This window comes from Bradyrhizobium sp. ERR14, from assembly GCF_014198235.1.
Classification (GTDB): Bacteria; Pseudomonadota; Alphaproteobacteria; order Rhizobiales; family Xanthobacteraceae; genus Bradyrhizobium.
Window position 1 is genome coordinate 41,280 of the sequence record NZ_JACIHD010000013.1, and the last position, 20,569, is coordinate 61,848.

The following is a 20,569-nucleotide window of genomic DNA, read 5'->3' on the forward strand; positions in this document are numbered from 1 at the left end:
CTAGTATCGCAGCATGCGCGCGACGAAAGATCGCGCCGATGTGTGGAGGGAGCTGATGTCCATCTCCGGCAAGGTCGATCCGGTGGTACGTCGCGTCGCGGCGACCGATATCGCCGAGGCGCTGGTCGAGGGTCTGCGCGATTTCCAGGCGCTGCCGTTCTACGGTCTCTGCTTCGGCGCGCTCTACGCCGCCGGCGGCATCGCCATCATGCTGTGCCTCACCGCCTTCGGAATGGTCTATCTCGTCTATCCCCTGGCGGCAGGCTTCGCGTTGATCGGGCCGTTCGTGGCGATCGGGCTCTATGAGGTCAGCCGCCGCCGCGAGCGCGGCGAGCCGGTCTCGTTCGGCGCGATCTGGTCGGCTGTGCGCGCGCGTAGCGAGATCGGCTGGATGGCGTTCGTCACGCTGTTCGTGTTCGTGATCTGGATGTACCAGGTGCGGCTCCTGATCGCGCTGCTGCTCGGTCTGCACGCTTCGTTCTCGAGCCTTCAGGAATTCATGACCGTGGTGCTGACCACGAATGAAGGCCTGCTGTTCCTCGGCATCGGCAATGCGGTCGGCGCGGTGCTGTCGCTGATCCTGTTCTCGCTGACCGTGGTGTCGTTTCCGCTGCTGCTCGACCGCGAGGTCGATTTCGTCACGGCGATGGTGACAAGCGTGCGCGCGGTGGTGACGAGCCCGCTGCCGATGATCACATGGGCCGCCGTGATCGTGATGCTGCTGATCGTCTCGGCGCTGCCTTACTTTCTCGGGCTGATCGTGACGTTACCCGTGCTCGGGCATGCGACCTGGCATCTTTATCGGCGGCTGGTGGTGCCGGTGTAGCTAGTCGCTGTCCTTTTGCCCTTGGGCGGTGCCGTAGGGTGGGCAAAGCGGCTTGTCCGCCGTAGCTCGAAGAGCGAAGGCGGAAGCGTGCCCACCACCCCTCTCAACCGGGGGCAGATGGTGGGCACGGCGCAAGTGCGCCTTTGCCCACCCTACGATGCCGAACTCGCGGAGACAGACCCCGTCTCGCCTACGGCGTCTTGATCCCCATCGCCTTCAGCGCATCCAGCATCCGCTGCGGTGGCCCCATCTTCACCGCCAGCGGCTTGCCGGTTTCCAACAGGCTCTTGAGGCTGGACAGGATCGCGGGCCAGCCCGAACGGCCACCGGCGAGGATGTCGTCGCTAAGCGGGCGGTCGTGGCCTTCGCACATGGTAAGCCGGACCGCATCGCCGGCCTGTTCGATCTCGTAGGTGACGAGCGTCGGGCCGAGCTTCTCGATCAGCTCGGGCCAGTTCACGTTGAATGTGACCGAGAGCTTTCGCGGCGGATCGTAGGCGAGAACCTCGCCGCTGATGTGAAACGCGCCATCGGGCGTGCGCACGGTGAACGCGCCGCCAAGGCGCGGCTCGACTTCCACGGCATTGCCGAAGAAATATTGCTTGCTGAACTCGGCCGAGGTCAGCGCCTCCCACACTTTCTCCGGCGTCGAGGCGATGTAGATGGTGTAGACCGTCAGCGGTTTGAATTGATCGAGGTTCATTTTGCGTCGAATCCCTTGTTGAGCGCCGTGCGGGGAATGGCGAGCACTTTGCCTCTCTCCAGCAGGCTCTTGAGCCCGGACAGGATCGCCGGCCAGCCATTGGAGACGGCGCCGAGATATTTGCCGCCCTCGACGAAGCCGTCATGCAACACGGTCAAACGCACGAGCGCGCCGAACGGTTCGATGGTGAAGACGACGCGTGAGATTGGCTCGCCGCGCAGCTCTTCGAATTTCTGGTGCTTGAAGCTGTAGGACAGGCGGCGCGGCGGATCGGATTCCAGGATTTCGCCGGAATCGGTGACTTCGCCGTCGAGCGTAAGCGCAAAGGGCGAGCCGACCTTCCAGTCGGAGCGGACCTCGGCGCCGAACCAGTACTGCCTGGTGAATTCGCTCGACGTCAACGCCTCCCACAGCTTTTCCGGCGTGGTCTCGATATAGGTCACGTAGACGAACTCCGGCTTACTCATCGCGCTTCTCCAACTGGCGTTTCAACTCGCTGAGCGCGGCAAGCTTGCCGCGCTCGAATTTTTTGATCCAGCGTTCGCCGATCTGATGGATCGGCACCGGGTTGAGATAGTGCAGCTTCTCGCGGCCATGCCTGATGGCGGTGACGAGATTGGCCTCTTCCAGGATCGCAAGGTGCTTGGTCACGGCCTGCCGCGTCATCGCGAGGCCCTCGCAGAGCTCGTTCAGCGTCTGGCCGTTCCTGGCATGAAGCCTGTCGAGCAGCGACCGTCGTGACGCATCGGCGAGCGCTTTGAAGACCTCATCCATGGTGTCGATAATAGGCAACCAAATGGTTGCATGTCAAGATGGAGTCTTTGGCGCGCGCAGTCGGCCGTGCTAGCCTCGACGCTCAGCCAACGCAGATTGGTTCCGGGAGGATTTTGATGTTCCGTCGCGTTTCACGTGTTGCCGCTCTCGTCCTTTTCGCGTGCAGCACCGCGGCCCAGGCGCAGAAGCAGACCATCGGCGCGCCGCCCGAAGCGTCCAACATGAAGCTCGTCGGGAGCAACGACCTCCAGGCCCGCAGCGCCTATCAGCCGACCATCCATCACCAGGGCGATCGCTGGATCGCCTATATCGGCCATCACGGCGGCACTGATGATGTGCCCGCGCCCGTCAATCCGATGACGGGCAAGGCCGAGCCGAACGGAACCTCGATCGTCGACGTCACCGATCCCGCGCGTCCAAAATATCTGCGGCATCTGCCGGGGCAGGAGGGCAAGTACGAATCCGGCGGCGCGCAGATGGTGCGGGTGTGCGACGGCAAGGCCTTGCCGAAGGGCGATCCCAACGCGGTCTACATGCTGCGGACGTTCGGCGGAGAGGCGCACGAGATCTGGAACGTCACCGATCCCGCGAGCCCCGTGCTCATCACGCGCATCGGCGGCCTGAAGGACACCCACAAGAGCTGGTGGGAATGCGACACCGGTATCGCCTATCTCGTCTCGGGCGCGCCGGACTGGCGCACGCGGCGGATGACGCAGATCTATGATCTCTCCGATCCCGCGCGCCCGCAGAAGATCCGCGATTTCGGTCTGCCCGGTCAGGAGCCCGGTTCGACCGGCGCGCTGCCGACCGAATTGCACGGGCCGATCTCGACCGGGCCCGACGGCAACCGCGTCTATTTCGGTTACGGCACCAACAAGGGCGGCATTTTGCAGATCGTCGATCGTGACAAGCTCTTGAGCGGGGCAAAGGAGCCGACGCCGGACAATCTGCGCTATCCCGAGATTGCGCGCATGCCGATGTCGGCCTTCAACGGCGCGCACACGACGTTTCCGATGCTCGACATGCCCATCGCGGAATTCGCCGAGGACAAGGACGGCAAGACCCGCGACATCGTCATGATCGTGAATGAAGCGATCCTCAACGAATGCGGCGAGGCGCGGCAGATGGTGTGGTTCGCCGACGTCACCACCGAGACGCGGCCGATGATGATCTCGAGCTACACCGTGCCGGAGGCGAGCGGGCAGTTCTGTCAGCGCGGCGGGCGCTTCGGCGCGCATTCCTCCAACGAGAGCATGGCGCCGGTCTATTACAAGAAGATGGCCTTCATCGCCTTCTTCAATGCCGGCGTGCGCGCGCTCGATATCCGCGATCCCTATCATCCCAAGGAGGTCGGCTATTTCATTCCCTCGATCACGGCTGCGACCGACAAGCGCTGCATCCCGATCGAGGGCGGCGAGCGCTGCAAGGTCGCGATCCAGACCAACAATGTCGAGACCGATGATCGCGGCTACATCTACATCGTCGACCGCGCCAATACCGGCCTGCATATCCTGGAGCTGACCGGCCCGGCCCGCAATGTCGCCGGCCTGCCGAAGAACTGACGATGCGGGGGCGGGCGATGTCGGTCTCGATGTTGGTACGCCGGCTTCCACATTCTCCGCTGTCATTCCCCGCGCAGGCGGGGAATCCAGTATTCCAGAGACGTTGGTGAAGTGCGGAGGCGTTGCGGCGTACTGGATCCCCCGCTTTCGCGGGGGATGACACCGTTGGTTGAGCGCGCACCTTGCGCTCATCTCACTTCCCTCTGCGCCCGTCCCATGCATTAATACGGCCCAACGCTCCGAGCCGAGTCTCCCCCATGATGTCCATGCAAGCCTATTTCGCCTTCGTCGCCGCCTGCATTGCGTTGGCGCTGCTGCCGGGGCCGATCGTCACCCTCGTCATCGCCAACGGCCTGCGCCACGGCACGCGTGCTGCGCTGACCAACGTGGCCGGCGCGCAGGCCGGCCTTGCCATCGTCATCGGCATCGTCGCGGTCGGCCTGACCTCGCTGATGGCGACCATGGGCTACTGGTTCGACTGGGTGCGCTTTGCCGGCGCCGCTTATCTCGTCTGGCTCGGCATCAAGCTGATCTGGGCGCCGGTCGAGGGCGTCGATGTCGACACACCGCCACCGCCGCCGCGCGGCGGCTTCTTCCTGCAGGGTTTCCTGGTGCTGCTGTCGAACCCGAAAGTGCTGGTGTTCTTCGGCGCCTTCATCCCGCAGTTCATGGACATGAGCCAGCCGCACTTTCCGCAAGTGGCGCTGCTGGGCGCGACCTTCATGGTCACCGCCGTGGTGACCGATGCGCTCTACGCCATCGCCGCAGGCCGCGCGCGAAAATTCTTCTCGGCGCGCCGCACGCGGATGATGTCGCGCATCTCCGGCGGCTTCATGATCGGCGGCGGCATCTGGCTGGCGCTGACCAGGGCGAAGTGAGGCTTACGCCAACAGCTCCACCTTCAGCTCCATCTCGACCTCGGCAAGGATCCTTGCCAGCCGTTCGGCCCATTGCTGCTGGCCGGTGTGGTCGGTGATCAGATCCTGCCGGATCTCGATGCCGGTGTTGACGAGGCCCCGCCCTTCGCCGTGGACGGGGATGGTGTAGTCGGTGAGGTCGCTGACCGCGTAAGGCTCGTTGTCGCCGACAACGAGATCGCCCTCTGCGCGCAGATGTTTCAACAGCAGTTGCGGCAGCACGGTGTCGCGGTTGTAGAGCGCGGCGATGTGCCAGGGCCGCGCGACGCCGGCATAGACGGGCGTGAAGCTGTGCAGCGACACCAGCACCGTCGGCCGCTTGTCGTGCAGGCGGGCGTCGATCGCGGCATCGATGCGATCATGATAAGGCTCGAAAATCTCGCGCCGCCGTGCCTCCCGCTCCCCATCCGATATCCCTTCGTTGCGCGGGATCGCGGTGGCTTCGGAGATCACGGGGATCGAGCTTGCAGCAGAAGGCGGGCGGTTGCAGTCGATCACGAGCCGCGAATAGCGCTGCGCGATCAGATGCGCACCCAGCAACCTTGCGAGCCGCTCGGCGACGCCGGCAATGCCGATGTCCCAGCCGATGTGCCTGACAAGCTCGCTTTCCGCGATGCCGAGATCGCCGAGCGCGCGCGGCAGCACCCGTCCGTAATGATCCGAGGTGAGCAGAAAGGGCGAAGTCCCTTCGGCATTTACCTCATGCACGGGCAAAATATCGCCCTCGCCGAGCAGTTGATCGGCGGCCTCGGCCGTGTGCAGATCCATCCTGATTGCCTATGAAACGATTACGTGTCTAAACGGAGTAACGATATTGCACCGACGTCGCAACTTTAGAGCAGCATGACCTCCGATCGCCTTTTCGTCTACGGCACCCTGATGCGCGGCTTCGACCATCCGATGGCGCGACTGCTCGCGGGCCACGCCGATTTTGTGGGTGAAGCGACCTGCCGCGGCCGGCTCGTCCTGGTGAAGCATTATCCGGGACTGCTGCTGTCGAATGCTGCCTCCGACATCGTTCATGGCGAGCTCTTCCGGATGCGCGTACCAGACGAGATCCTGGGCGAGCTCGACATGTACGAGGCCTGCGGCGAGGGTTTTCCGGAGCCGACCGAATATCTGCGCCGGCTGATCGACGTGGCGCTGCCTGATGGCGCCACCGAGAAGGCCTGGACCTATGTCTACAACTGGCCCGTCACGGGTTTGCCGCTCATCGAGTCCGGGCGGTTCTTGGCGCACTAGTTGTTTTCGAGCATGATCTTCTCGGAAAACCGCTTCGCACTTTTCCGGATCATGCTCTAAGCCGACAGCACTTCCTTCACCACGCGCACGTCGATCTCGCGCTCGACGTAACTCCATTCCTCGGTTTCCCGGAGCATCCCCACCAGCTCCTCGAACAGCGAGGCGTGCGCGGGGGCGAATTCGAACCAGGTCAGGAAATCGAAGGGCTCGCCGAGGTCGCGGCAGTGATAGAGCTGGCGCGCGATCGCGGGCAGGAAACGAAGGCTGCTCGCGATGTGGTGCGACTTGTCCTCGAAGATCTGGCGGCGCTCTTCCTGCGTCAGCTCCCACCAGGCCTGCGATTTGCGGATCGGGATCAGCGCCGCGCTGGTTGCTTCCATCCGGCCGAGCCCGGCCTGCACGGCTGTGAGCTGCTGCTTCTCGGGCCGCTCGGTGTAGCGCAAATTGCTCGGGGCGCCGACCAGCCGCCACGCATTGCGCGAGGGCACCAGCGGCAATGAGACGGCCTCGCTGTCGGTCACCGACAGCGCCGGCATGAAGGGCAGGGGCTCGCCGGTCACGGGTGCGATCGAGATCACACGCCAGCCCCCGCTGTGGCCGCCCCGAAAGGTCCTGAACATGGGGATATGGAAGCGTGGAACCGGGTTAGGTTCAAGGGGCTCGTCACTTCGGCACTACGGTCCCGTCATCCTGAGGCGCGAGTGGCGCTATGCCATGCATCGCGCCGGGAGCCTCGAAGGATGAACGGCCGAGGGTTAGAGCCGGGCCGTCGCCCTTCGAGGCTCGCCGAACAGGCGAGCACCTCAGGGTGACGGGACCAAAGGCCTGTGAACAGCGCGTATAATCCTGACAAACCTGGCTTTTAGGCCCGCCGCCACTATATCCCTGATCTTTCGCCCGACTCACCCGGTTCGCGCTACAGAGGCCCATGCGTTTCACGCCCCAATTCCTCGACGAGCTTCGTGCCCGGCTTTCGGTCTCCGAAGTCGTGGGCAAGCGCGTCAAGCTGAAGAAGGCCGGGCGGGAGTGGAAGGGGCTGTCGCCGTTCCAGCAGGAGAAGACGCCGTCCTTCTACGTCAACGACCAGAAGGGTTTTTACCACGACTTCTCCTCCGGCAAGCACGGCGACATCATTTCCTTCGTGATGGAGACCGACGGCCTGCCGTTTGCGGAGGCCGTCGAGCGGCTCGCCAGCATGGCGGGCCTGGCGCTGCCGGCGGTGACGCCGGATGCGGCGCGGCAGGAGCAGCGCCGCCGCACGCTGCATGACGTCATGGATCTCGCCGCGACCTATTTCGCGGAGACGCTGGCCTCGCGCGTCGGCGCCAAGGCGCGCGGCTATCTCGCCGACCGCGGGATCTCGCCGGCGACTCAATTGCAGTTCCGCCTCGGCTATGCCTCGGCCGATCGCTTCGCGCTGAAGGAGCATCTCGGCAAGCTCGGTGTCTCCGTTGACGACATGGTCGAGACCGGCCTGCTGGTGGCCGGCGACGATATTCCCGTGCCGTACGACCGCTTCCGCGACCGCGTGATGTTTCCGATCACGGACTTGCGCGGCCGCGTCATCGCCTTCGGCGGGCGCGCGCTGGAGAAGGACGTTCCGGCCAAATATCTCAACTCGCCGGAGACGCCGCTCTTCCACAAGGGCGACAATCTCTACAATCACCAGACCGCGCGCAAAGCCACCCATGACGGCAGCGCGCTGATCGTGGTCGAAGGCTATGTCGACGTCATCGCCATGGTCACCGCGGGCTTTGCCGGCGCCGTGGCGCCGCTCGGCACCGCGCTCACCGAAAGCCAGCTGGCGCTGTTGTGGAAGATGGCGGACGAGCCGATCCTCTGCTTCGACGGCGACCGCGCCGGCCAGAAGGCGGCGTATCGTGCCGCCGATCTCGCGCTGCCTTTCCTCGCACCCGGAAAGAGTCTTCGTTTCGCGCTGCTGCCGGAGGGGCAGGACCCCGACGATCTCGCGCGCTCCGGCGGTCGCGGCGCGATCGAGGAAGTCATCGCGGCGGCGAAGCCGCTTGCCGAGATGATCTGGTCGCGCGAGCTCGAAGGCGGCAATTTCGCCACCCCCGAGCGCCGCGCCGCGCTGGAGGCGCGCATCAAGGAGCTCGCGAACGGCATCCGCGACGAGGTGGTGCGGCGCTATTACCGCGATGATTTTGCCGAGCGGCTGCGGCGCACTTTCGCGCCCGAGGGTGGCCGCGGCGGCTTTGCCGGCCGGGGCAATCTCCAAGGCAATTCCGGCCGCCAATTCCAGCCCCGGGCTGCGGGAGGCGCGAATCGATTCGGGGGGCAGGGATTCGGGGGAGGCCTCGGCGGCGGGCGCCGGGGCGCGCCCGGTCCCACCCTGTTACCCTCCGGCCCCTACCAGGCGGCGAGCCCGCAGTTGGCGGCCAGCCCGATCATGCGCGGCCAGCGCAGCGCCATCTCCCGCCGGGAGGCCCTGATCCTGCAATGCCTGATCAACCACCCCTGGCTGCTGCACGACCACCTCGAGGAGGTCGCGGCCCTGGAGCTCGCCCATCCCGAGGCCCACAAGCTCAGGGCCGGCATCATCGCCGCCTTTGCCAACGACCACCACCATTCCCCGGACCCCGGCGAGCAGGCCGAAAAGATGCGCGGCGATCTCGCCAAAGGCGGATTTTCGCAAGTCCTTCAACGGGTTGAGAGCGGCATCACCACCGCGGCGGTGTGGGGTGCCCGCGAAGGCGCCGCCCCCGACGATGTTCTCGCCACCTGGCATCAGCTGGTTGCCTTGCATCGGCAATGGCATTCACTACTTAGAGAGCTGAAAGACGCCGAGCTGGCCTTGGGGGAGGACCCCAGCGAGGCCAATTTGGCGTGGCTGCGTGACGTCAAGGCCCGGATGGCCGAGGTCGACGGCACCGAAGCCCTGATCGAGGGTTTTGGCGAACTGTCGGGTCGGTTCCAGAAGAGCGTGTGATGAAAGAATCATGCGGACGGCCGGAGCCGGAACCGCTAAAAGACTCGCCAAATCCAAGGTTTGGCGGCAAAAACAGGGTTAATCGAGGCTTAACGGTCTTGTAGCACTTTGGCCACCAGGCGGCCGCAGGCAGAACAGACGCGTCAGGAATGAATCCGCGCAATTGCTGTTGGCACTACACCTGCATCCGCTGCGACAAAGAGGCTGACGAAGCGTTAGGCATTTCCGGCGAGAGAGAGTTGGGGGTGGCGAGAGATATGTGCGCCGCCCTTTCCGTGTCGAGAGCTGCCGAAGCGAGAGCGTCGGGCAACAGGTTCATGTGAATTCAGGCAGACGCGGCGAGCCGACTGCATTGAAGCGCGTTTAGGAGCAATGGATGGCCACCAAGGCAAAGACGCTGCAGGCGAAGGACAAGGAAAAAGACGACAAGGCAGCGGACGCGCCGGAAAAGGATTCCCAGGACGCGCCCTCGCCGTTGCTCGACCTGTCCGACGCCGCCGTAAAGAAGATGATCAAGCAGGCCAAGAAGCGCGGCTTCGTGACCTTCGATCAGCTCAACGAAGTCTTGCCGTCCGACCAGACCTCGCCCGAACAGATCGAGGACATCATGTCGATGCTCTCCGACATGGGCATCAACGTCACCGAAGCCGACGATAGCGAAGGCGAGGAGGACAAGGACGAGGGCGGCGAGGACGAGACAGACAACGAGCTCGTCGAGGTCACCCAGAAGGCCGTCACCGAGGTCAAGAAGAGCGAGCCGGGCGAACGCACCGACGATCCCGTGCGCATGTATCTGCGCGAGATGGGCACGGTCGAGCTGCTCTCCCGCGAAGGCGAAATCGCCATCGCCAAGCGCATCGAGGCCGGCCGCGAGGCGATGATCGCAGGGCTGTGCGAAAGCCCGCTGACCTTTCAGGCCATCATCATCTGGCGCGACGAGCTCAACGAAGGCAAGATCTTCCTCCGCGACATCATCGATCTCGAAGCCACCTATGCCGGCCCCGACGCCAAGGCCGGGATGAACAATGCGATGATCGCAGGTCCCACCGGCGAGAACGGTGAAGCGCCCGCCGAGGGCGGCCAGGCCGCCGCGACCGGCGCGCCCGCGCATGTCGCCCCGCCCGCCGCGCCGCCGTCGCCGACCCCGTTCCGGGCCGCGCCTGCGCCGGGCGGCACGGAAGCCGGCGAGGAGAAGGATCCGGGCGAGGCTGCGGCCGAGTCCGACATGGACGACGACGAGTTCGAGAACCAGATGTCGCTGGCGGCCATCGAGGCCGAGCTCAAGCCGAAGGTGGTCGAGATCTTCGACAAGATCGCCGACAGCTACAAGAAGCTGCGCAAGCTTCAGGAGCAGGACATCCAGAACCAGCTCCAGAACGAGTCGCTCTCGCCGCACCAGGAGCGCAAGTACAAGAAGCTGAAGGACGAGATCATCGTCGAGGTGAAGTCGCTGCGCCTCAACCAGGCGCGTATCGACTCGCTCGTCGAGCAGCTCTACGACATCAATAAGCGCCTCGTCTCGCACGAGGGCCGCCTGATGCGCCTTGCCGACAGCCACGGCGTCGCGCGCGAGGACTTCTTGCGCAACTACACCGGCTCGGAGCTCGATCCGCGCTGGCTCAACCGCGTCTCGAAGCTCTCGGCCAAGGGCTGGAAGAACTTCGTCCATCACGAGAAGGACCGCATCAAGGACCTGCGTCACGAGGTGCATCAGCTCGCAGCCCTGACCGGCCTCGAGATCGTCGAGTTCCGCAAGATCGTGCACTCCGTGCAGAAGGGCGAGCGCGAAGCACGCCAGGCCAAGAAGGAGATGGTGGAAGCCAACCTCCGTCTCGTGATCTCGATCGCGAAGAAATACACCAACCGCGGCCTGCAATTCCTCGATCTGATCCAGGAAGGCAACATCGGCCTGATGAAGGCGGTCGACAAGTTCGAGTACCGCCGCGGCTACAAGTTCTCGACCTACGCGACGTGGTGGATCCGGCAGGCGATCACCCGCTCGATTGCGGACCAGGCCCGCACCATCCGCATCCCCGTGCACATGATCGAGACGATCAACAAGATCGTGCGCACGAGCCGCCAGATGCTCAACGAGATCGGCCGCGAGCCGACCCCGGAAGAGCTCGCCGAAAAGCTCGGCATGCCCTTGGAGAAGGTCCGCAAGGTCCTGAAGATCGCCAAGGAGCCGCTGTCGCTCGAAACGCCCGTCGGTGACGAAGAGGATTCACACCTCGGCGATTTCATCGAGGACAAGAACGCGATCCTGCCGATCGACGCCGCGATCCAGTCCAACCTGCGCGAGACCACCACGCGCGTGCTCGCCTCGCTCACCCCGCGCGAAGAGCGCGTGCTGCGCATGCGCTTCGGCATCGGCATGAACACCGACCACACGCTGGAAGAAGTGGGGCAGCAGTTCTCGGTGACGAGAGAGCGTATTCGTCAGATCGAAGCCAAGGCGCTGCGGAAGCTGAAGCATCCGTCGCGGTCGCGGAAGCTGCGGAGCTTCTTGGATAATTGATCGGATCGTCATGCCCGGGCCCGACCCGGGCTCCATCGTAACGAAGACGGCGGGCCGAAAAGCCCGCCGTTTTTCTTTGTGCTAGCGCCTGGATTGCGTCGGATAGTAAATTGCGAAGCGGATGCCGTTGGTTTGCTCATTCCATCTCCGTTGCTCTTCCGCTTTTTTCAACCCCGCCAGCTATGCCCGACTATCACCTCACCGTCTGGTACAACACCCGCTGCCCCGTCTGCGACGCCGGCATCGACTGGCAGCGCAACAAGCTGCTGGCGCTGGTGCGCGCGGGTACGGTCGAGTTCAGGGACATCAACGAGCAGCCCGACGCGCTGGCGCACTTTGGTGCTTCGCTCGACGACATCAGGCGGCGCCTGCATGCGACCGATGAAGCGGGGCGGCTCATCGTCGGTGCGGATGTCGCGATTGCGTTGTGGAGGCTGACGCCGGGGGAGGGCTGGCTTGCTGCACTGTTCGGCAATCGCGTGGCGCTGCCATTCACGCGGTTCGGCTACGACCGGTTTGCCGATCTGCTGTTTGCCTGGAATAAAAGGAGCGGGCGCTGGTGAGCGCCTGCTTATGTCGTCCTACTTCTTCTTCACCCCGACCCGCTCGATCCGCTTGATCTCGAGCGCGGGGCGGCCGCCCTTTTCGGCGATCTCGCGGTCCTGCTCCATGATGAAGGCGCGGGCGGGTTCGTCGCCGTCGAGGCCTCCGAGCAGCTCGCTCGGTACGCGGCGGTTGGAGCGCTGGGAATCGTCTTCATAGAAGACGTTGAAAAAGGCGAATTCGCCTTTGGGATTGGTTCCGGGTTTTTTGGCCATGGCGGCTTGTCGTCGATAGCCGCGTCATAGTCAAATGACTTCGCGCGTCGCCGGGGTCGGTACGGAGCCGTGGGCCCGCTGCGCAAGGGATACTTGCCTCAATAAACGGCGGGCCGAAGCCCGCCGCTTATTTTTGGTCTTCAGCGTCACCCGGGGCTGGCAGGGTGACAACCTAAAATAGAAGGCTATAGAAGACGCCCTGCGATGGCAAGGCAAATCGTGGCGGCGTTGATGTCGCAGCGAGCGGATCAGATATGCGATGGTCGCGACATCTGGTTTCGATTCACATCGAAGCAATTGTTTAGAGCGTCAAACCAATTTGTTCATCTTGCCGGCCTTCGCAATGCAACGCGCGTGGCGCGCTGTATCGGAAGGCGTGCCAGCCTGCACCTCTTCCCGCCTGCGTGCAGACAGTGTGATCTCGATTTGTAAAAGCGAGTTCCATCGTCGTGGCTGATGTCTCAATGCGTGCGCGTGCGCCGCGCCGTCTCCTGCACCGCCAGCCGCGATCCGTGTCCGCCGCCCTTGCCGCTGTGCTCTTTAAGTCCCTGCGCCATGATCGCGCTGCCCATCGCAGCCGAGCCGAAGGTGATGAGGAAGGACGCCAGCAGCAGCGCGAGCGCGATGCCGGGCGAAATGTCGGCGAAGATCAGCTCGCGCAGATGTCCGGGGTTGAGCCAGAGCAGGCCGCCGACGAGGAGCGTCGCGGCGCAGGCGCCGATCGCAAGGTTGATGGCGAGCAGGCGGAACAGGGGAATGCGGAGGAGGGAGCGGGCTGGCCGGTGAGGATGTTGATGGTTGGACATGGTTGATCGCTTCATCCTGGCTCAACGTCGTCGTCGATCGCGCAGTGGTGCGGCGCAAGCAACATTGTCACAGCGCCAGCTCTCTCATTCGTCAATCCGGCCGGTCACGGACGCTTCTCCTCGGCGGCTCCCGTGTATCTGCAATCTAGACAACAGGGCGTGAGACAGTTTGATGCGGATCAAGCTTGCTGCTTTGACGCTCGCTGCGTTCCCGGGCATGATCCGCGCGCTGCTTCGCAGCTTGAGATTTTTAAGGGGATTGCTCCACATGCTGAGACTGCTTCTCGCCGCCGCGTCCGTCATTTGTCTGGCCGGCGGGGCGCAGGCCGCGCGCTGCGGCGGCGACTTCAACGCTTTCGTCGCCACCATGGCCCAGGAAGCGCAAGCGGCCGGCGTTTCGGCAAGCGTGACCAACGCGGCGCTCAGCGGCGTCACCCCCGATGGCGCAGTGCTCGCCTTCGACCGGCGCCAGCGCCACACCTTCAACAAGAGCTTTGAGCAGTATGTCTCGACCCGCGTCGGCCCCGGCCGCATCAACGGCGGCCGAGCGCTGCTGCAGCGCAACGCCGCGCTGCTCTCGCGCATCGAGCAGCAGTTCGGCGTGCCCCGCTATATCCTGGTCGCGATCTGGGGGCTGGAGAGCGATTTCGGCAAGGGCGACATCGGCAAGATGCCGGTGGTCCGCACGCTCGCAACCCTCGCGCATGATTGCCGCCGCACCGATCTGTTCCAGGGCGAGCTGCTCGCTGCGCTGAAGATCGTGCAACGCGGCGACCTGCCGCTGCGCGACCTGATCGGCGCCTTTGCCGGCGAGATTGGCCAGACCCAGTTCCTGCCGTCGTCCTACATCAAATACGGCGTCGATTTCGACGGTGACGGCCATGTCGATCTCCGCCACAGCGTCCCCGACGTCCTCGCCTCAACCGCGAATTTGCTCCACACCAGCGGCTTCAAGATGGGCCAGCCCTATGGCGAAGGCACGCCGAACTTCGAGGCGATGCGCGAGTGGAACAGGGCGGTGGTGTATCGCAAGACCATCGGGTATTTCGCCGATCGGCTGGCGGGGCAGTGACCACATACTCAGTCTCGTAGGGTGGGCAAAGCGTAGCGTGCCCACGACTTCTGTCGGCGGCAAAGAGAACGTGGGCACGCTTCGCTTTGCCCACCCTACGAGAGCGGAGGGCGAGCAACGCCATCGCGTCCCCGACCTCACGTCCCCTTCGCCATCTTCTCCAGCCGCCGCTGCAGCGGCGCCCAATACGTTGCCGGCCGAAACCGCTGCAACAGGTCCATGAAGCGGGCGTCGTTGCCGATCAGGATGCGGGGCTCGTTCTTTTCGATACCCTTGATGATGCGCAGCGCGGCGTTTTTCGGCGTGGTCTTCGCCGCGGTCTCGAACCGCTCGATCGATTGCGCGCGGCGGGCATTGTCGGTGACACCGACCCCGGTGCGGGAGTTGCGCGCGATGGCGGTAGCGACGCCGCCGGGATGCACGACCGACAGCCTGACCGGGCTGCCCGCCACCGCAAGCTCGTGCCGCACGCTCTCGGAGAAGCCGCGCACCGCGAACTTGGCCGCCGCGTAAGCCGATTGCCCCGGCGGCGCGATGATGCCGAAGATCGAGGAGAGGTTGACGATGTGCGCTTCACCCCTCGTCTTCAGATGCGGCAGGAAGGCGCGCGTGCCGTGCACCACGCCCCAGAAATTGATGTCGAACAGCCAGTCCATCTGCGCCTGGTCGATCTCCTCGAACGAGCCCATCAGCGCGACGCCGGCATTGTTGACGACGATGCCGAGCGCGGGATGGGTAGAGGTCGCCTCGCTCGCGAACTGCGCGATGTCGTCGGGCTCGCCGACGTCGACGCGGTGCACGCTGACCTTGCGTCCCGCGCCGATCTCGGCCGCGAGCGTCTTCAGCCCGGCCTCGTCGCGATCGGCCAGCGCAAGATCGCAGCCGCGCTGTGCAAGCTCGATCGCCAGCGCCCGGCCGATGCCGCTGGCGGCTCCCGTGATGGCGGCGGCGCCGCGAATCGTGGTCATGAATCCCCCCGTCAAGTCCCTGCGCGTGGAACCATGATTTACATTTTTTCAGAATGGAACTGAACCGCAGGCGCTCTGGCTCCTTAACATACGTTACGCAAGCGATCATTGGGAGACGCTGATGGGACAGGCACAGCCATTTCGTGCAACTGCGCTGATCGTTGAAGATGACGTCATGCAGCGGGAGATGCTGAGCCTGCTGCTGGAGGAGAGCGGCTACCAGGTCATCCAGTGCGAAAGCGCCGAGGCCGCCGAGCGCGTCCTCGACAAGAGTGCCGGCGCGCTCTGCCTGATGATGACCGACGTCCAGCTCGCGGGGCGCATGAACGGCGTCGAGCTCGCGCACGTCGCCAAGGACCGCAATCCCAAGCTCGACGTCGTCGTCACCTCCGGCCGCCCCCTGATGCAGCCCTTGCCCGACGGCGCAAAGTTCTGGGCCAAACCCTGGGCGCCGCTCGACGTGCTGCGCGAAGCCGAGCTCGCGCAGCTGGCGTGAAGCGAAGGTTTCGCTATCAAATCCGTCATCCTGAGGTGCGAGGCATCGGGCGCAAAGCGCCCGATGGGAAGCCTCGAAGGATGCACGGCCGAGACGCAGCCGGGCCGTCGCCCTTCGAGGCTCGGCCAAGCGGACGAGCACCTCAGGGTGACGGTCAGAGACTGAAGGCCCGAGACCTGACTTCCCCGCCGCGATGCCGGGTGCTAGCGTCCGCTCATGTCCTGGTCCTTTCTGCTCACCTCGCTCATCGTCGTCGCCTCGCCCGGCACCGGCGTGCTCTACACCCTGGCTGCGGCGCTGACGCGCGGCTCGCGTGCCAGTCTCGCGGCCGCCTTCGGCTGCACGCTCGGGATCGTGCCGCACATGATGGCGGCCATGCTCGGGCTCGCCGCCGTGCTCCACACCAGCGCGCTCGCCTTTGCCGCGCTGAAATGGGGCGGGGTGCTCTATCTGCTCTACATGTCCTGGCAGGCGCTGCGCGAGCAAGGTGCGCTGGCGGTCGAGGGCGAGATCCGCGAGCGTTCGGTCGGCCGCGTCATCGTCACCGGCTTTCTGATCAACATCCTCAATCCAAAACTGTCGATCTTCTTCCTCGCCTTCCTGCCGCAGTTCATCGCCGCGGACGAAGCCCATGTGCTGGCGCGCATGCTGGAATTGAGCGGCGCCTTCATGGCGATGACCCTTGCGGTGTTCGTGGTCTACGGCCTCTGCGCCGCCTCGGTGCGCGAGCACGTCATCTCCCGCCCGCGCATCATGGCCTGGCTGCGCCGCAGCTTCGCCGCTGGTTTCGCCGCGCTCGGCGCCAAGCTGGCCTTTGCGGAGAGGTAGCTTCTGCTTCACATCTACCCGTAAGCACGGGGCGAGTGCGGGATAGAGCTGAGCGGGGACGATCAAGCGTCCAATAAAAAAGCGGGCCTCGCGCCCGCCACCTTCACACTCTCTCAACGCTGACCCGACGCCCGGGCGGAGCAAGCTCCACCCGGGCAAAGAACAAGCCTCGTTACTTCTTCTTCGCCTTCTTGGCCTTCTTCGCCTTCTTCTTCGTCGCCTTCTTCGCTTTCTTAGCCATAGGATCCTCTTAAGGGTTAATGGTGGAACGCGACACGAGGGATGCTCGGCGGAGGGCCAGCCTCGCAACATCCTCGACGACAAACTCAGCAGATTCGCGCCTTCCTGCCCCGCGCTGTCACATCCGTGTCATCGCGTTATCCACAGCTCAGATGCATTTTCGGGTGATTTTGGTGCGCGAATCCGCATCGCGGCGTCGAAGCGGCGTCGCCGCCGACATCCCTAACGATCCGACAACGGAGCGGCGCCGTTCATGAATCCAAAACCAAAGGCGCGTTTTGCCGGAACGCGGTGAGACTCCATTAAGCGCGAAGGCCGCATTCTTCTCCGCAAGAAAACGGGGATGGGTCATGGACGGACGGCTGCCAGGGACGGGGGGCGCGACGCTGCGCATGCCGCACGCGTCATGCTGAACGTACCGACGCTCTGGACCGTATTCGTCGTAAACTTCCTGGCGCTCGGCGTGATCTGGGCCTACGTGACGCGCTCCTATCCGAAATTCGCCGCCGCGCGGTTCTGGATGGCATCGTCCTTCGTCGGCGCGATCGGCGCGATGACGGCGCTGGTGCGCCTGTTCGTCGCGTCTCCCCTCCCGCTTCTGCTCGGCGCGGCCGGTGTCATCGCCGCGAGCTGCCTCGCCGCGATGGGCATTCAGCGCTTCTATGGCCGGCCCGTCTCATGGCGCCTGATGACGGCGACGGGAGGCTTGAGCCTTGCCGGCGTCGTGGTCTTCATGGTCGGCTTCGAGCACATGCAGCTGCGCATGCTCAGCTACACGCTCGGTCAGGCCCTGCCGCTGGTGCTGGCGCTGCGCCTGCTGCTGTCGCCGCCTGAAGGGCGCGTCAGCCCGGGCGCGCGGCTGTCCGGCATCGTCATCCTCACCATCATCGCGATCCTCATTGCCCGCACGATCGGCAATCTGCTCGGCCACGATCTCTCGGCGAAGGCCGGCGGCCAGACCCATGCCGTGATGGTGCTGGGGCTGCTGTTCCTGTCGATGACGCTCAATTTCGGCTTCCTGCTGATGGCGATGGACCGGCTGCGGGGCGAGGTCGCCGACCTCGCGCTGCTCGACGATCTCACCGGCGTCGCCAACCGGCGGCATCTGCTGCAGCGCCTGACCGAGGAATGCGCCCGCTCGGAGCGCAGCGGTGCGCCGTTCTCGCTGCTGGTGATCGATCTCGACGGCTTCAAGACCATCAACGACACCCACGGCCATGCCGCCGGCGATGCCTGCCTGCAGCACTTCACACTGATGGCCCAGACGCGGCTCCGGCCGGGCGACATGCTGGCCCGCACCGGCGGCGATGAGTTCTGCGTCGTGCTGCCGTCCTCGTCCTTGCGCGAGGCCGCCGCGATCGCCCGCCGCGTGCTCGAGGTCTGCCGTCAGGATGCCGAGGCCTGCACCGGCAGCGAGATCCCGATCGCGATCTCGATCGGCGTCGCGCAGTGGGATCGCGGCATCGGCGAATTCCCGGATCGCCTGATGGCCAATGCCGACCACGCCCTCTATGCCGCCAAGAAGAACGGCAAGAACGATTTTGCCGTCTACGATCCGTCGCCGCCGCTCTCGCCTGAGCCGATCGGCCGGGGCGAGACCGCGCGCCATTTCGCTTGAGGCCATGCTAGGTTGCGGTCTTCGTTGGACCCGCATGATGATCGTTCGCCTGCTTGCGGCCGTTCTGGCCGTTTTCTTTCTGATCGCCCCCGCCGCTGCCGAGGATGCCGAGCTCGCAAAGCTCGCACGCGCCTCCGGCACGCCCGACATTCCCGGCCTGAAGCTGGTCTGGCTGGCGCCATGGGGTGACGTCCGGAGCGCAAACCCCTGGCGCAACATCATCGTGCACCAGACCGAAGGACCGGCGGGCTCGGCGCGCGGCGGAGCGCAAGCGCAAGCGAAGACCCCGACGCGGCGCGGCGTCACCGTGTGGGTGGAAACCGACGGCACGGTCTATTGGGCGGTCGCGGAAAACCTGGTGCCGACCCATGGCGACGGCGCCAACCGCAACGACAGCAAGTACATCGACAACAGCGCGACCTATCGCCAGGTCGTGCGCGACAATTCGATCGGCGTCGAGTTCGCCGGCAACTATCCTGATGTGACGACCGGTCCGACCGACGCGCAGGTCGCGGCGTGGCGCGTGCTCGTTCAGGTCCTGCGCGCGCGCTACGACATCCCGCTCGACCGCGTCTATGCCCACAACTGGATCGACTACAAGGACGCGCGCTATTGCGAAGGCTGCTGGCTCGCGACGCTGGCGAGGATGTGGGGGGAGTAGGAGGTGCGCTCCCTCTCCCCGCAAGCGGGGCGAGGTGAACGACCGGCGGCCCGGATTGGCTACACCGCCTGCGCCATCCAGCCGAAGAACTGTCGCATCAATCCCGGCCGCCGCGGCAATTCCGGCGGATCATCGACCGCCAGCACGCGTTTGAAGAAGTAATCCAGAAACACCATGTCGTTCGGCTCGGTGACGGTGAATGTCTCCTCGCCGAAGAACACGCTGTAACTGAAGAAGAATGGCCCCATCAGCGGGATCGTCGCCGTGCCTGCATAGTCCTTGGAGATCACGAACTCCGACGGCTCGAGCCCGTGCTCGCGCATCGCCTGCTCGACCAGCGGCAGCTTGCGCATGAACTGGGGAGAGAAGCCGCCGACGGTGGATTGCAGGATGATCGACATGGTGCGTGTCCGTTCTTGTGATGTGATCCGACCATCATGTGTCGGGCGACCCGTCATAGGCGTTCAAGGTGCCCCGCCAGCTTCGCGAAGCTGCCGCAGCTCACCCAACAAAAAAGCCGGCGTTGCCGCCGGCTTTTTCTCTTTCTCGATCCGCCAATCTCTTGCCGCGGCAACGCCCCGCTTAGTGCGCGGCTTCCAGCGCGGCCTGTTCGGCCCTTGCGATCGTGCCCTTGACCGCGGACTGCACCTTCTCAAAGGCGCGGACCTCGATCTGGCGGACGCGCTCGCGCGACACGCCGAACTCGGCAGCAAGGTCTTCCAGCGTCATCGGCTCATCGGCGAGGCGGCGCGCCTCGAAGATGCGGCGTTCGCGCGGGTTGAGCACGCCCATGGCGCCGTTCAGCGCGTCACGGCGTTCGTCGTACTCCTCGTGCTCGGCCAGCATGGCTTCCTGGTTGGGCGTATTGTCGACCAGCCAGTCCTGCCATTCGCCGGCTTCGCCGTCGTCGCGGATCGGTGCGTTGAGCGACGCGTCGCCACCGAGGCGGCGGTTCATGTCGATCACGTCCTGATCGGTGACGCCGAGGCGCTTGGCAATGATCTTCACCTGGTCGGGACGCAGATCGCCCTCGTCCAGCGCGTTGATCTTGCTCTTCGCCTTGCGCAGGTTGAAGAACAGCTTCTTCTGGTTCGCGGTGGTGCCCATCTTCACGAGCGACCAGGAACGCAGAATGTACTCTTGAATCGACGCCTTGATCCACCACATCGCATAGGTGGCGAGACGGAACCCCTTCTCGGGTTCGAAACGTTTCACCGCCTGCATCAGGCCGACATTGCCTTCCGAGACGACCTCGGAGATCGGCAGGCCGTAGCCGCGATAGCCCATGGCGATCTTGGCCACGAGCCGGAGGTGGCTGGTGACGAGTTGGTGCGCCGCGTCGCGATCGTCATGCTCGCGCCAACGCTTGGCGAGCATGTATTCCTGCTGGGGTTCCAGCATCGGGAACTTGCGGATCTCGGCGAGGTAACGGGAAAGGCCGGATTCTCCATTGAGGACCGGCAAAGCAGCGGTACGGGCCATACTGAAGCCCTCCAAAGGTTCAGGCCCCCGATAGCGGCGGGCCAGGCAGACGACCGCTGTGTTAAAGCCGGCCGTAGCTGCGATGTTC

The 20,569-nt window shown here is 64.6% G+C and carries 22 protein-coding genes; 12 read left to right on the forward strand and 10 right to left on the reverse strand.

Annotated elements, in window-relative coordinates; translation table 11 throughout:
• Positions 1–55 precede the first annotated feature (55 nt).
• Positions 56–826 (forward strand): DUF2189 domain-containing protein, encoded by a 771-nt coding sequence (locus GGD62_RS28295; protein ID WP_026201985.1) that lies wholly within the window; start codon positions 56–58, stop codon positions 824–826.
• Positions 827–1,016: 190 nt separating this feature from the next.
• On the opposite strand, the gene GGD62_RS28300 is transcribed toward GGD62_RS28295, so the two are convergent.
• The 3 genes from GGD62_RS28300 to GGD62_RS28310 are packed head-to-tail and all read right to left on the reverse strand — an operon-like array spanning position 1,017 to position 2,303.
• Complete coding sequence (locus GGD62_RS28300; RefSeq protein WP_183711426.1) at positions 1,017–1,529, reverse strand: SRPBCC family protein; 513 nt, start codon at positions 1,527–1,529, stop codon at positions 1,017–1,019.
• A complete protein-coding gene (locus GGD62_RS28305; RefSeq protein ID WP_183711428.1) occupies positions 1,526–1,996 on the reverse strand; it encodes an SRPBCC family protein in 471 nt (156 codons plus the stop codon). Before GGD62_RS28305 ends, GGD62_RS28300 begins: the two co-directional genes overlap by 4 nt.
• Complete coding sequence (locus GGD62_RS28310; protein ID WP_018318240.1) at positions 1,989–2,303, reverse strand: helix-turn-helix transcriptional regulator; 315 nt, start codon at positions 2,301–2,303, stop codon at positions 1,989–1,991. The genes GGD62_RS28305 and GGD62_RS28310 overlap by 8 nt, the downstream gene beginning before the upstream one ends.
• A 116-nt stretch (positions 2,304–2,419) precedes the next feature.
• Here GGD62_RS28310 and GGD62_RS28315 point away from each other — a divergent pair, with 116 nt between their 5' ends.
• Both GGD62_RS28315 and GGD62_RS28320 read left to right on the forward strand, forming a co-directional pair.
• The gene (locus tag GGD62_RS28315; protein ID WP_183711430.1) at positions 2,420–3,865 is read left to right on the forward strand and encodes an LVIVD repeat-containing protein; all 1,446 of its coding nucleotides are present in this window, start codon (positions 2,420–2,422) and stop codon (positions 3,863–3,865) included.
• 257 nt (positions 3,866–4,122) lie between these two features.
• Complete coding sequence (locus GGD62_RS28320; RefSeq protein ID WP_183261001.1) at positions 4,123–4,743, forward strand: LysE family translocator; 621 nt, start codon at positions 4,123–4,125, stop codon at positions 4,741–4,743.
• Between the two features lie 3 nt (positions 4,744–4,746).
• Here the strand turns inward: GGD62_RS28320 and GGD62_RS28325 are convergent, their stop codons facing one another.
• The gene (locus GGD62_RS28325; protein ID WP_183711432.1) at positions 4,747–5,550 is read right to left on the reverse strand and encodes an N-formylglutamate amidohydrolase; all 804 of its coding nucleotides are present in this window, start codon (positions 5,548–5,550) and stop codon (positions 4,747–4,749) included.
• A 75-nt stretch (positions 5,551–5,625) separates the two neighbouring features.
• Between GGD62_RS28325 and GGD62_RS28330 the strand changes: the two genes are divergently transcribed.
• Positions 5,626–6,024 (forward strand): gamma-glutamylcyclotransferase, encoded by a 399-nt coding sequence (locus tag GGD62_RS28330; RefSeq protein WP_183711433.1) that lies wholly within the window; start codon positions 5,626–5,628, stop codon positions 6,022–6,024.
• Between the two features lie 56 nt (positions 6,025–6,080).
• Here the strand turns inward: GGD62_RS28330 and GGD62_RS28335 are convergent, their stop codons facing one another.
• On the reverse strand, positions 6,081–6,644 hold the full coding sequence (locus GGD62_RS28335) for a chlorite dismutase family protein (RefSeq protein WP_183711434.1): 564 nt from the start codon (positions 6,642–6,644) through the stop codon (positions 6,081–6,083).
• A gap of 308 nt (positions 6,645–6,952) precedes the next feature.
• Here GGD62_RS28335 and dnaG point away from each other — a divergent pair, with 308 nt between their 5' ends.
• The 3 genes from dnaG to GGD62_RS28350 all read left to right on the forward strand — a co-directional run bounded on the left by dnaG (position 6,953) and on the right by GGD62_RS28350 (position 12,055).
• Positions 6,953–8,974, forward strand: a complete 2,022-nt coding sequence (gene dnaG, locus GGD62_RS28340) for a DNA primase (protein WP_183711435.1) — start codon at positions 6,953–6,955, stop codon at positions 8,972–8,974.
• Positions 8,975–9,350: 376 nt separating this feature from the next.
• Positions 9,351–11,492 carry an RNA polymerase sigma factor RpoD gene (gene rpoD, locus GGD62_RS28345; protein WP_092260643.1) on the forward strand — a complete coding sequence of 714 codons (2,142 nt, stop codon included), beginning with the start codon at positions 9,351–9,353 and terminating at the stop codon, positions 11,490–11,492.
• A gap of 182 nt (positions 11,493–11,674) precedes the next feature.
• A complete protein-coding gene (locus tag GGD62_RS28350) occupies positions 11,675–12,055 on the forward strand; it encodes a thiol-disulfide oxidoreductase DCC family protein (RefSeq protein WP_092260645.1) in 381 nt (126 codons plus the stop codon).
• Between the two features lie 18 nt (positions 12,056–12,073).
• Here the strand turns inward: GGD62_RS28350 and GGD62_RS28355 are convergent, their stop codons facing one another.
• Positions 12,074–12,310, reverse strand: a complete 237-nt coding sequence (locus GGD62_RS28355; protein WP_183711436.1) for a hypothetical protein — start codon at positions 12,308–12,310, stop codon at positions 12,074–12,076.
• A gap of 461 nt (positions 12,311–12,771) precedes the next feature.
• A complete protein-coding gene (locus tag GGD62_RS28360; protein ID WP_183711437.1) occupies positions 12,772–13,116 on the reverse strand; it encodes a hypothetical protein in 345 nt (114 codons plus the stop codon).
• Positions 13,117–13,384: 268 nt separating this feature from the next.
• Here GGD62_RS28360 and GGD62_RS28365 point away from each other — a divergent pair, with 268 nt between their 5' ends.
• A complete protein-coding gene (locus GGD62_RS28365) occupies positions 13,385–14,188 on the forward strand; it encodes a lytic murein transglycosylase (RefSeq protein WP_183711438.1) in 804 nt (267 codons plus the stop codon).
• Between the two features lie 137 nt (positions 14,189–14,325).
• On the opposite strand, the gene GGD62_RS28370 is transcribed toward GGD62_RS28365, so the two are convergent.
• The gene (locus GGD62_RS28370) at positions 14,326–15,156 is read right to left on the reverse strand and encodes an SDR family oxidoreductase (protein WP_183711439.1); all 831 of its coding nucleotides are present in this window, start codon (positions 15,154–15,156) and stop codon (positions 14,326–14,328) included.
• A 121-nt stretch (positions 15,157–15,277) separates the two neighbouring features.
• On the opposite strand from GGD62_RS28370, the gene GGD62_RS28375 reads away from it, so the two are divergent.
• From GGD62_RS28375 to GGD62_RS28390, 4 genes are all read left to right on the forward strand, one after another.
• A complete protein-coding gene (locus GGD62_RS28375) occupies positions 15,278–15,652 on the forward strand; it encodes a response regulator (RefSeq protein WP_018318227.1) in 375 nt (124 codons plus the stop codon).
• A gap of 216 nt (positions 15,653–15,868) precedes the next feature.
• A complete protein-coding gene (locus GGD62_RS28380; protein WP_028140463.1) occupies positions 15,869–16,480 on the forward strand; it encodes a LysE family translocator in 612 nt (203 codons plus the stop codon).
• A 646-nt stretch (positions 16,481–17,126) separates the two neighbouring features.
• A complete protein-coding gene (locus GGD62_RS28385; protein ID WP_183711555.1) occupies positions 17,127–18,338 on the forward strand; it encodes a GGDEF domain-containing protein in 1,212 nt (403 codons plus the stop codon).
• Positions 18,339–18,372: 34 nt separating this feature from the next.
• A complete protein-coding gene (locus GGD62_RS28390) occupies positions 18,373–18,999 on the forward strand; it encodes a peptidoglycan recognition family protein (protein WP_183711440.1) in 627 nt (208 codons plus the stop codon).
• A gap of 59 nt (positions 19,000–19,058) precedes the next feature.
• On the opposite strand, the gene GGD62_RS28395 is transcribed toward GGD62_RS28390, so the two are convergent.
• Both GGD62_RS28395 and rpoH read right to left on the reverse strand, forming a co-directional pair.
• Entirely contained in the window at positions 19,059–19,400 is a 342-nt protein-coding gene (locus GGD62_RS28395; protein WP_183711442.1) for a hypothetical protein, read from the reverse strand.
• A gap of 181 nt (positions 19,401–19,581) precedes the next feature.
• Positions 19,582–20,481 carry an RNA polymerase sigma factor RpoH gene (gene rpoH / locus GGD62_RS28400; protein ID WP_018318222.1) on the reverse strand — a complete coding sequence of 300 codons (900 nt, stop codon included), beginning with the start codon at positions 20,479–20,481 and terminating at the stop codon, positions 19,582–19,584.
• Between the last annotated feature and the right edge of the window lie 88 nt (positions 20,482–20,569).

What these genes read in the sequence shown, in the direction of transcription:
- GGD62_RS28385 (WP_183711555.1), top strand. Translation starts at nt 17,127, where the DNA reads ATGCTGAACGTACCGACGCTCTGGACCGTATTCGTCGTAAACTTCCTG.
- GGD62_RS28370 (WP_183711439.1), bottom strand. Translation starts at nt 15,156, where the DNA reads ATGACCACGATTCGCGGCGCCGCCGCCATCACGGGAGCCGCCAGCGGC.
- rpoH (WP_018318222.1), bottom strand. Translation starts at nt 20,481, where the DNA reads ATGGCCCGTACCGCTGCTTTGCCGGTCCTCAATGGAGAATCCGGCCTT.
- GGD62_RS28350 (WP_092260645.1), top strand. Translation starts at nt 11,675, where the DNA reads ATGCCCGACTATCACCTCACCGTCTGGTACAACACCCGCTGCCCCGTC.
- GGD62_RS28325 (WP_183711432.1), bottom strand. Translation starts at nt 5,550, where the DNA reads ATGGATCTGCACACGGCCGAGGCCGCCGATCAACTGCTCGGCGAGGGC.
- GGD62_RS28365 (WP_183711438.1), top strand. Translation starts at nt 13,385, where the DNA reads ATGCTGAGACTGCTTCTCGCCGCCGCGTCCGTCATTTGTCTGGCCGGC.
- GGD62_RS28380 (WP_028140463.1), top strand. Translation starts at nt 15,869, where the DNA reads ATGTCCTGGTCCTTTCTGCTCACCTCGCTCATCGTCGTCGCCTCGCCC.
- GGD62_RS28300 (WP_183711426.1), bottom strand. Translation starts at nt 1,529, where the DNA reads ATGAACCTCGATCAATTCAAACCGCTGACGGTCTACACCATCTACATC.
- GGD62_RS28360 (WP_183711437.1), bottom strand. Translation starts at nt 13,116, where the DNA reads ATGTCCAACCATCAACATCCTCACCGGCCAGCCCGCTCCCTCCTCCGC.
- GGD62_RS28395 (WP_183711442.1), bottom strand. Translation starts at nt 19,400, where the DNA reads ATGTCGATCATCCTGCAATCCACCGTCGGCGGCTTCTCTCCCCAGTTC.
- GGD62_RS28330 (WP_183711433.1), top strand. Translation starts at nt 5,626, where the DNA reads ATGACCTCCGATCGCCTTTTCGTCTACGGCACCCTGATGCGCGGCTTC.
- GGD62_RS28390 (WP_183711440.1), top strand. Translation starts at nt 18,373, where the DNA reads ATGATGATCGTTCGCCTGCTTGCGGCCGTTCTGGCCGTTTTCTTTCTG.
- GGD62_RS28305 (WP_183711428.1), bottom strand. Translation starts at nt 1,996, where the DNA reads ATGAGTAAGCCGGAGTTCGTCTACGTGACCTATATCGAGACCACGCCG.
- GGD62_RS28335 (WP_183711434.1), bottom strand. Translation starts at nt 6,644, where the DNA reads ATGTTCAGGACCTTTCGGGGCGGCCACAGCGGGGGCTGGCGTGTGATC.
- GGD62_RS28375 (WP_018318227.1), top strand. Translation starts at nt 15,278, where the DNA reads ATGGGACAGGCACAGCCATTTCGTGCAACTGCGCTGATCGTTGAAGAT.
- GGD62_RS28310 (WP_018318240.1), bottom strand. Translation starts at nt 2,303, where the DNA reads ATGGATGAGGTCTTCAAAGCGCTCGCCGATGCGTCACGACGGTCGCTG.
- GGD62_RS28320 (WP_183261001.1), top strand. Translation starts at nt 4,123, where the DNA reads ATGATGTCCATGCAAGCCTATTTCGCCTTCGTCGCCGCCTGCATTGCG.
- GGD62_RS28355 (WP_183711436.1), bottom strand. Translation starts at nt 12,310, where the DNA reads ATGGCCAAAAAACCCGGAACCAATCCCAAAGGCGAATTCGCCTTTTTC.
- GGD62_RS28315 (WP_183711430.1), top strand. Translation starts at nt 2,420, where the DNA reads ATGTTCCGTCGCGTTTCACGTGTTGCCGCTCTCGTCCTTTTCGCGTGC.
- dnaG (WP_183711435.1), top strand. Translation starts at nt 6,953, where the DNA reads ATGCGTTTCACGCCCCAATTCCTCGACGAGCTTCGTGCCCGGCTTTCG.
- rpoD (WP_092260643.1), top strand. Translation starts at nt 9,351, where the DNA reads ATGGCCACCAAGGCAAAGACGCTGCAGGCGAAGGACAAGGAAAAAGAC.
- GGD62_RS28295 (WP_026201985.1), top strand. Translation starts at nt 56, where the DNA reads ATGTCCATCTCCGGCAAGGTCGATCCGGTGGTACGTCGCGTCGCGGCG.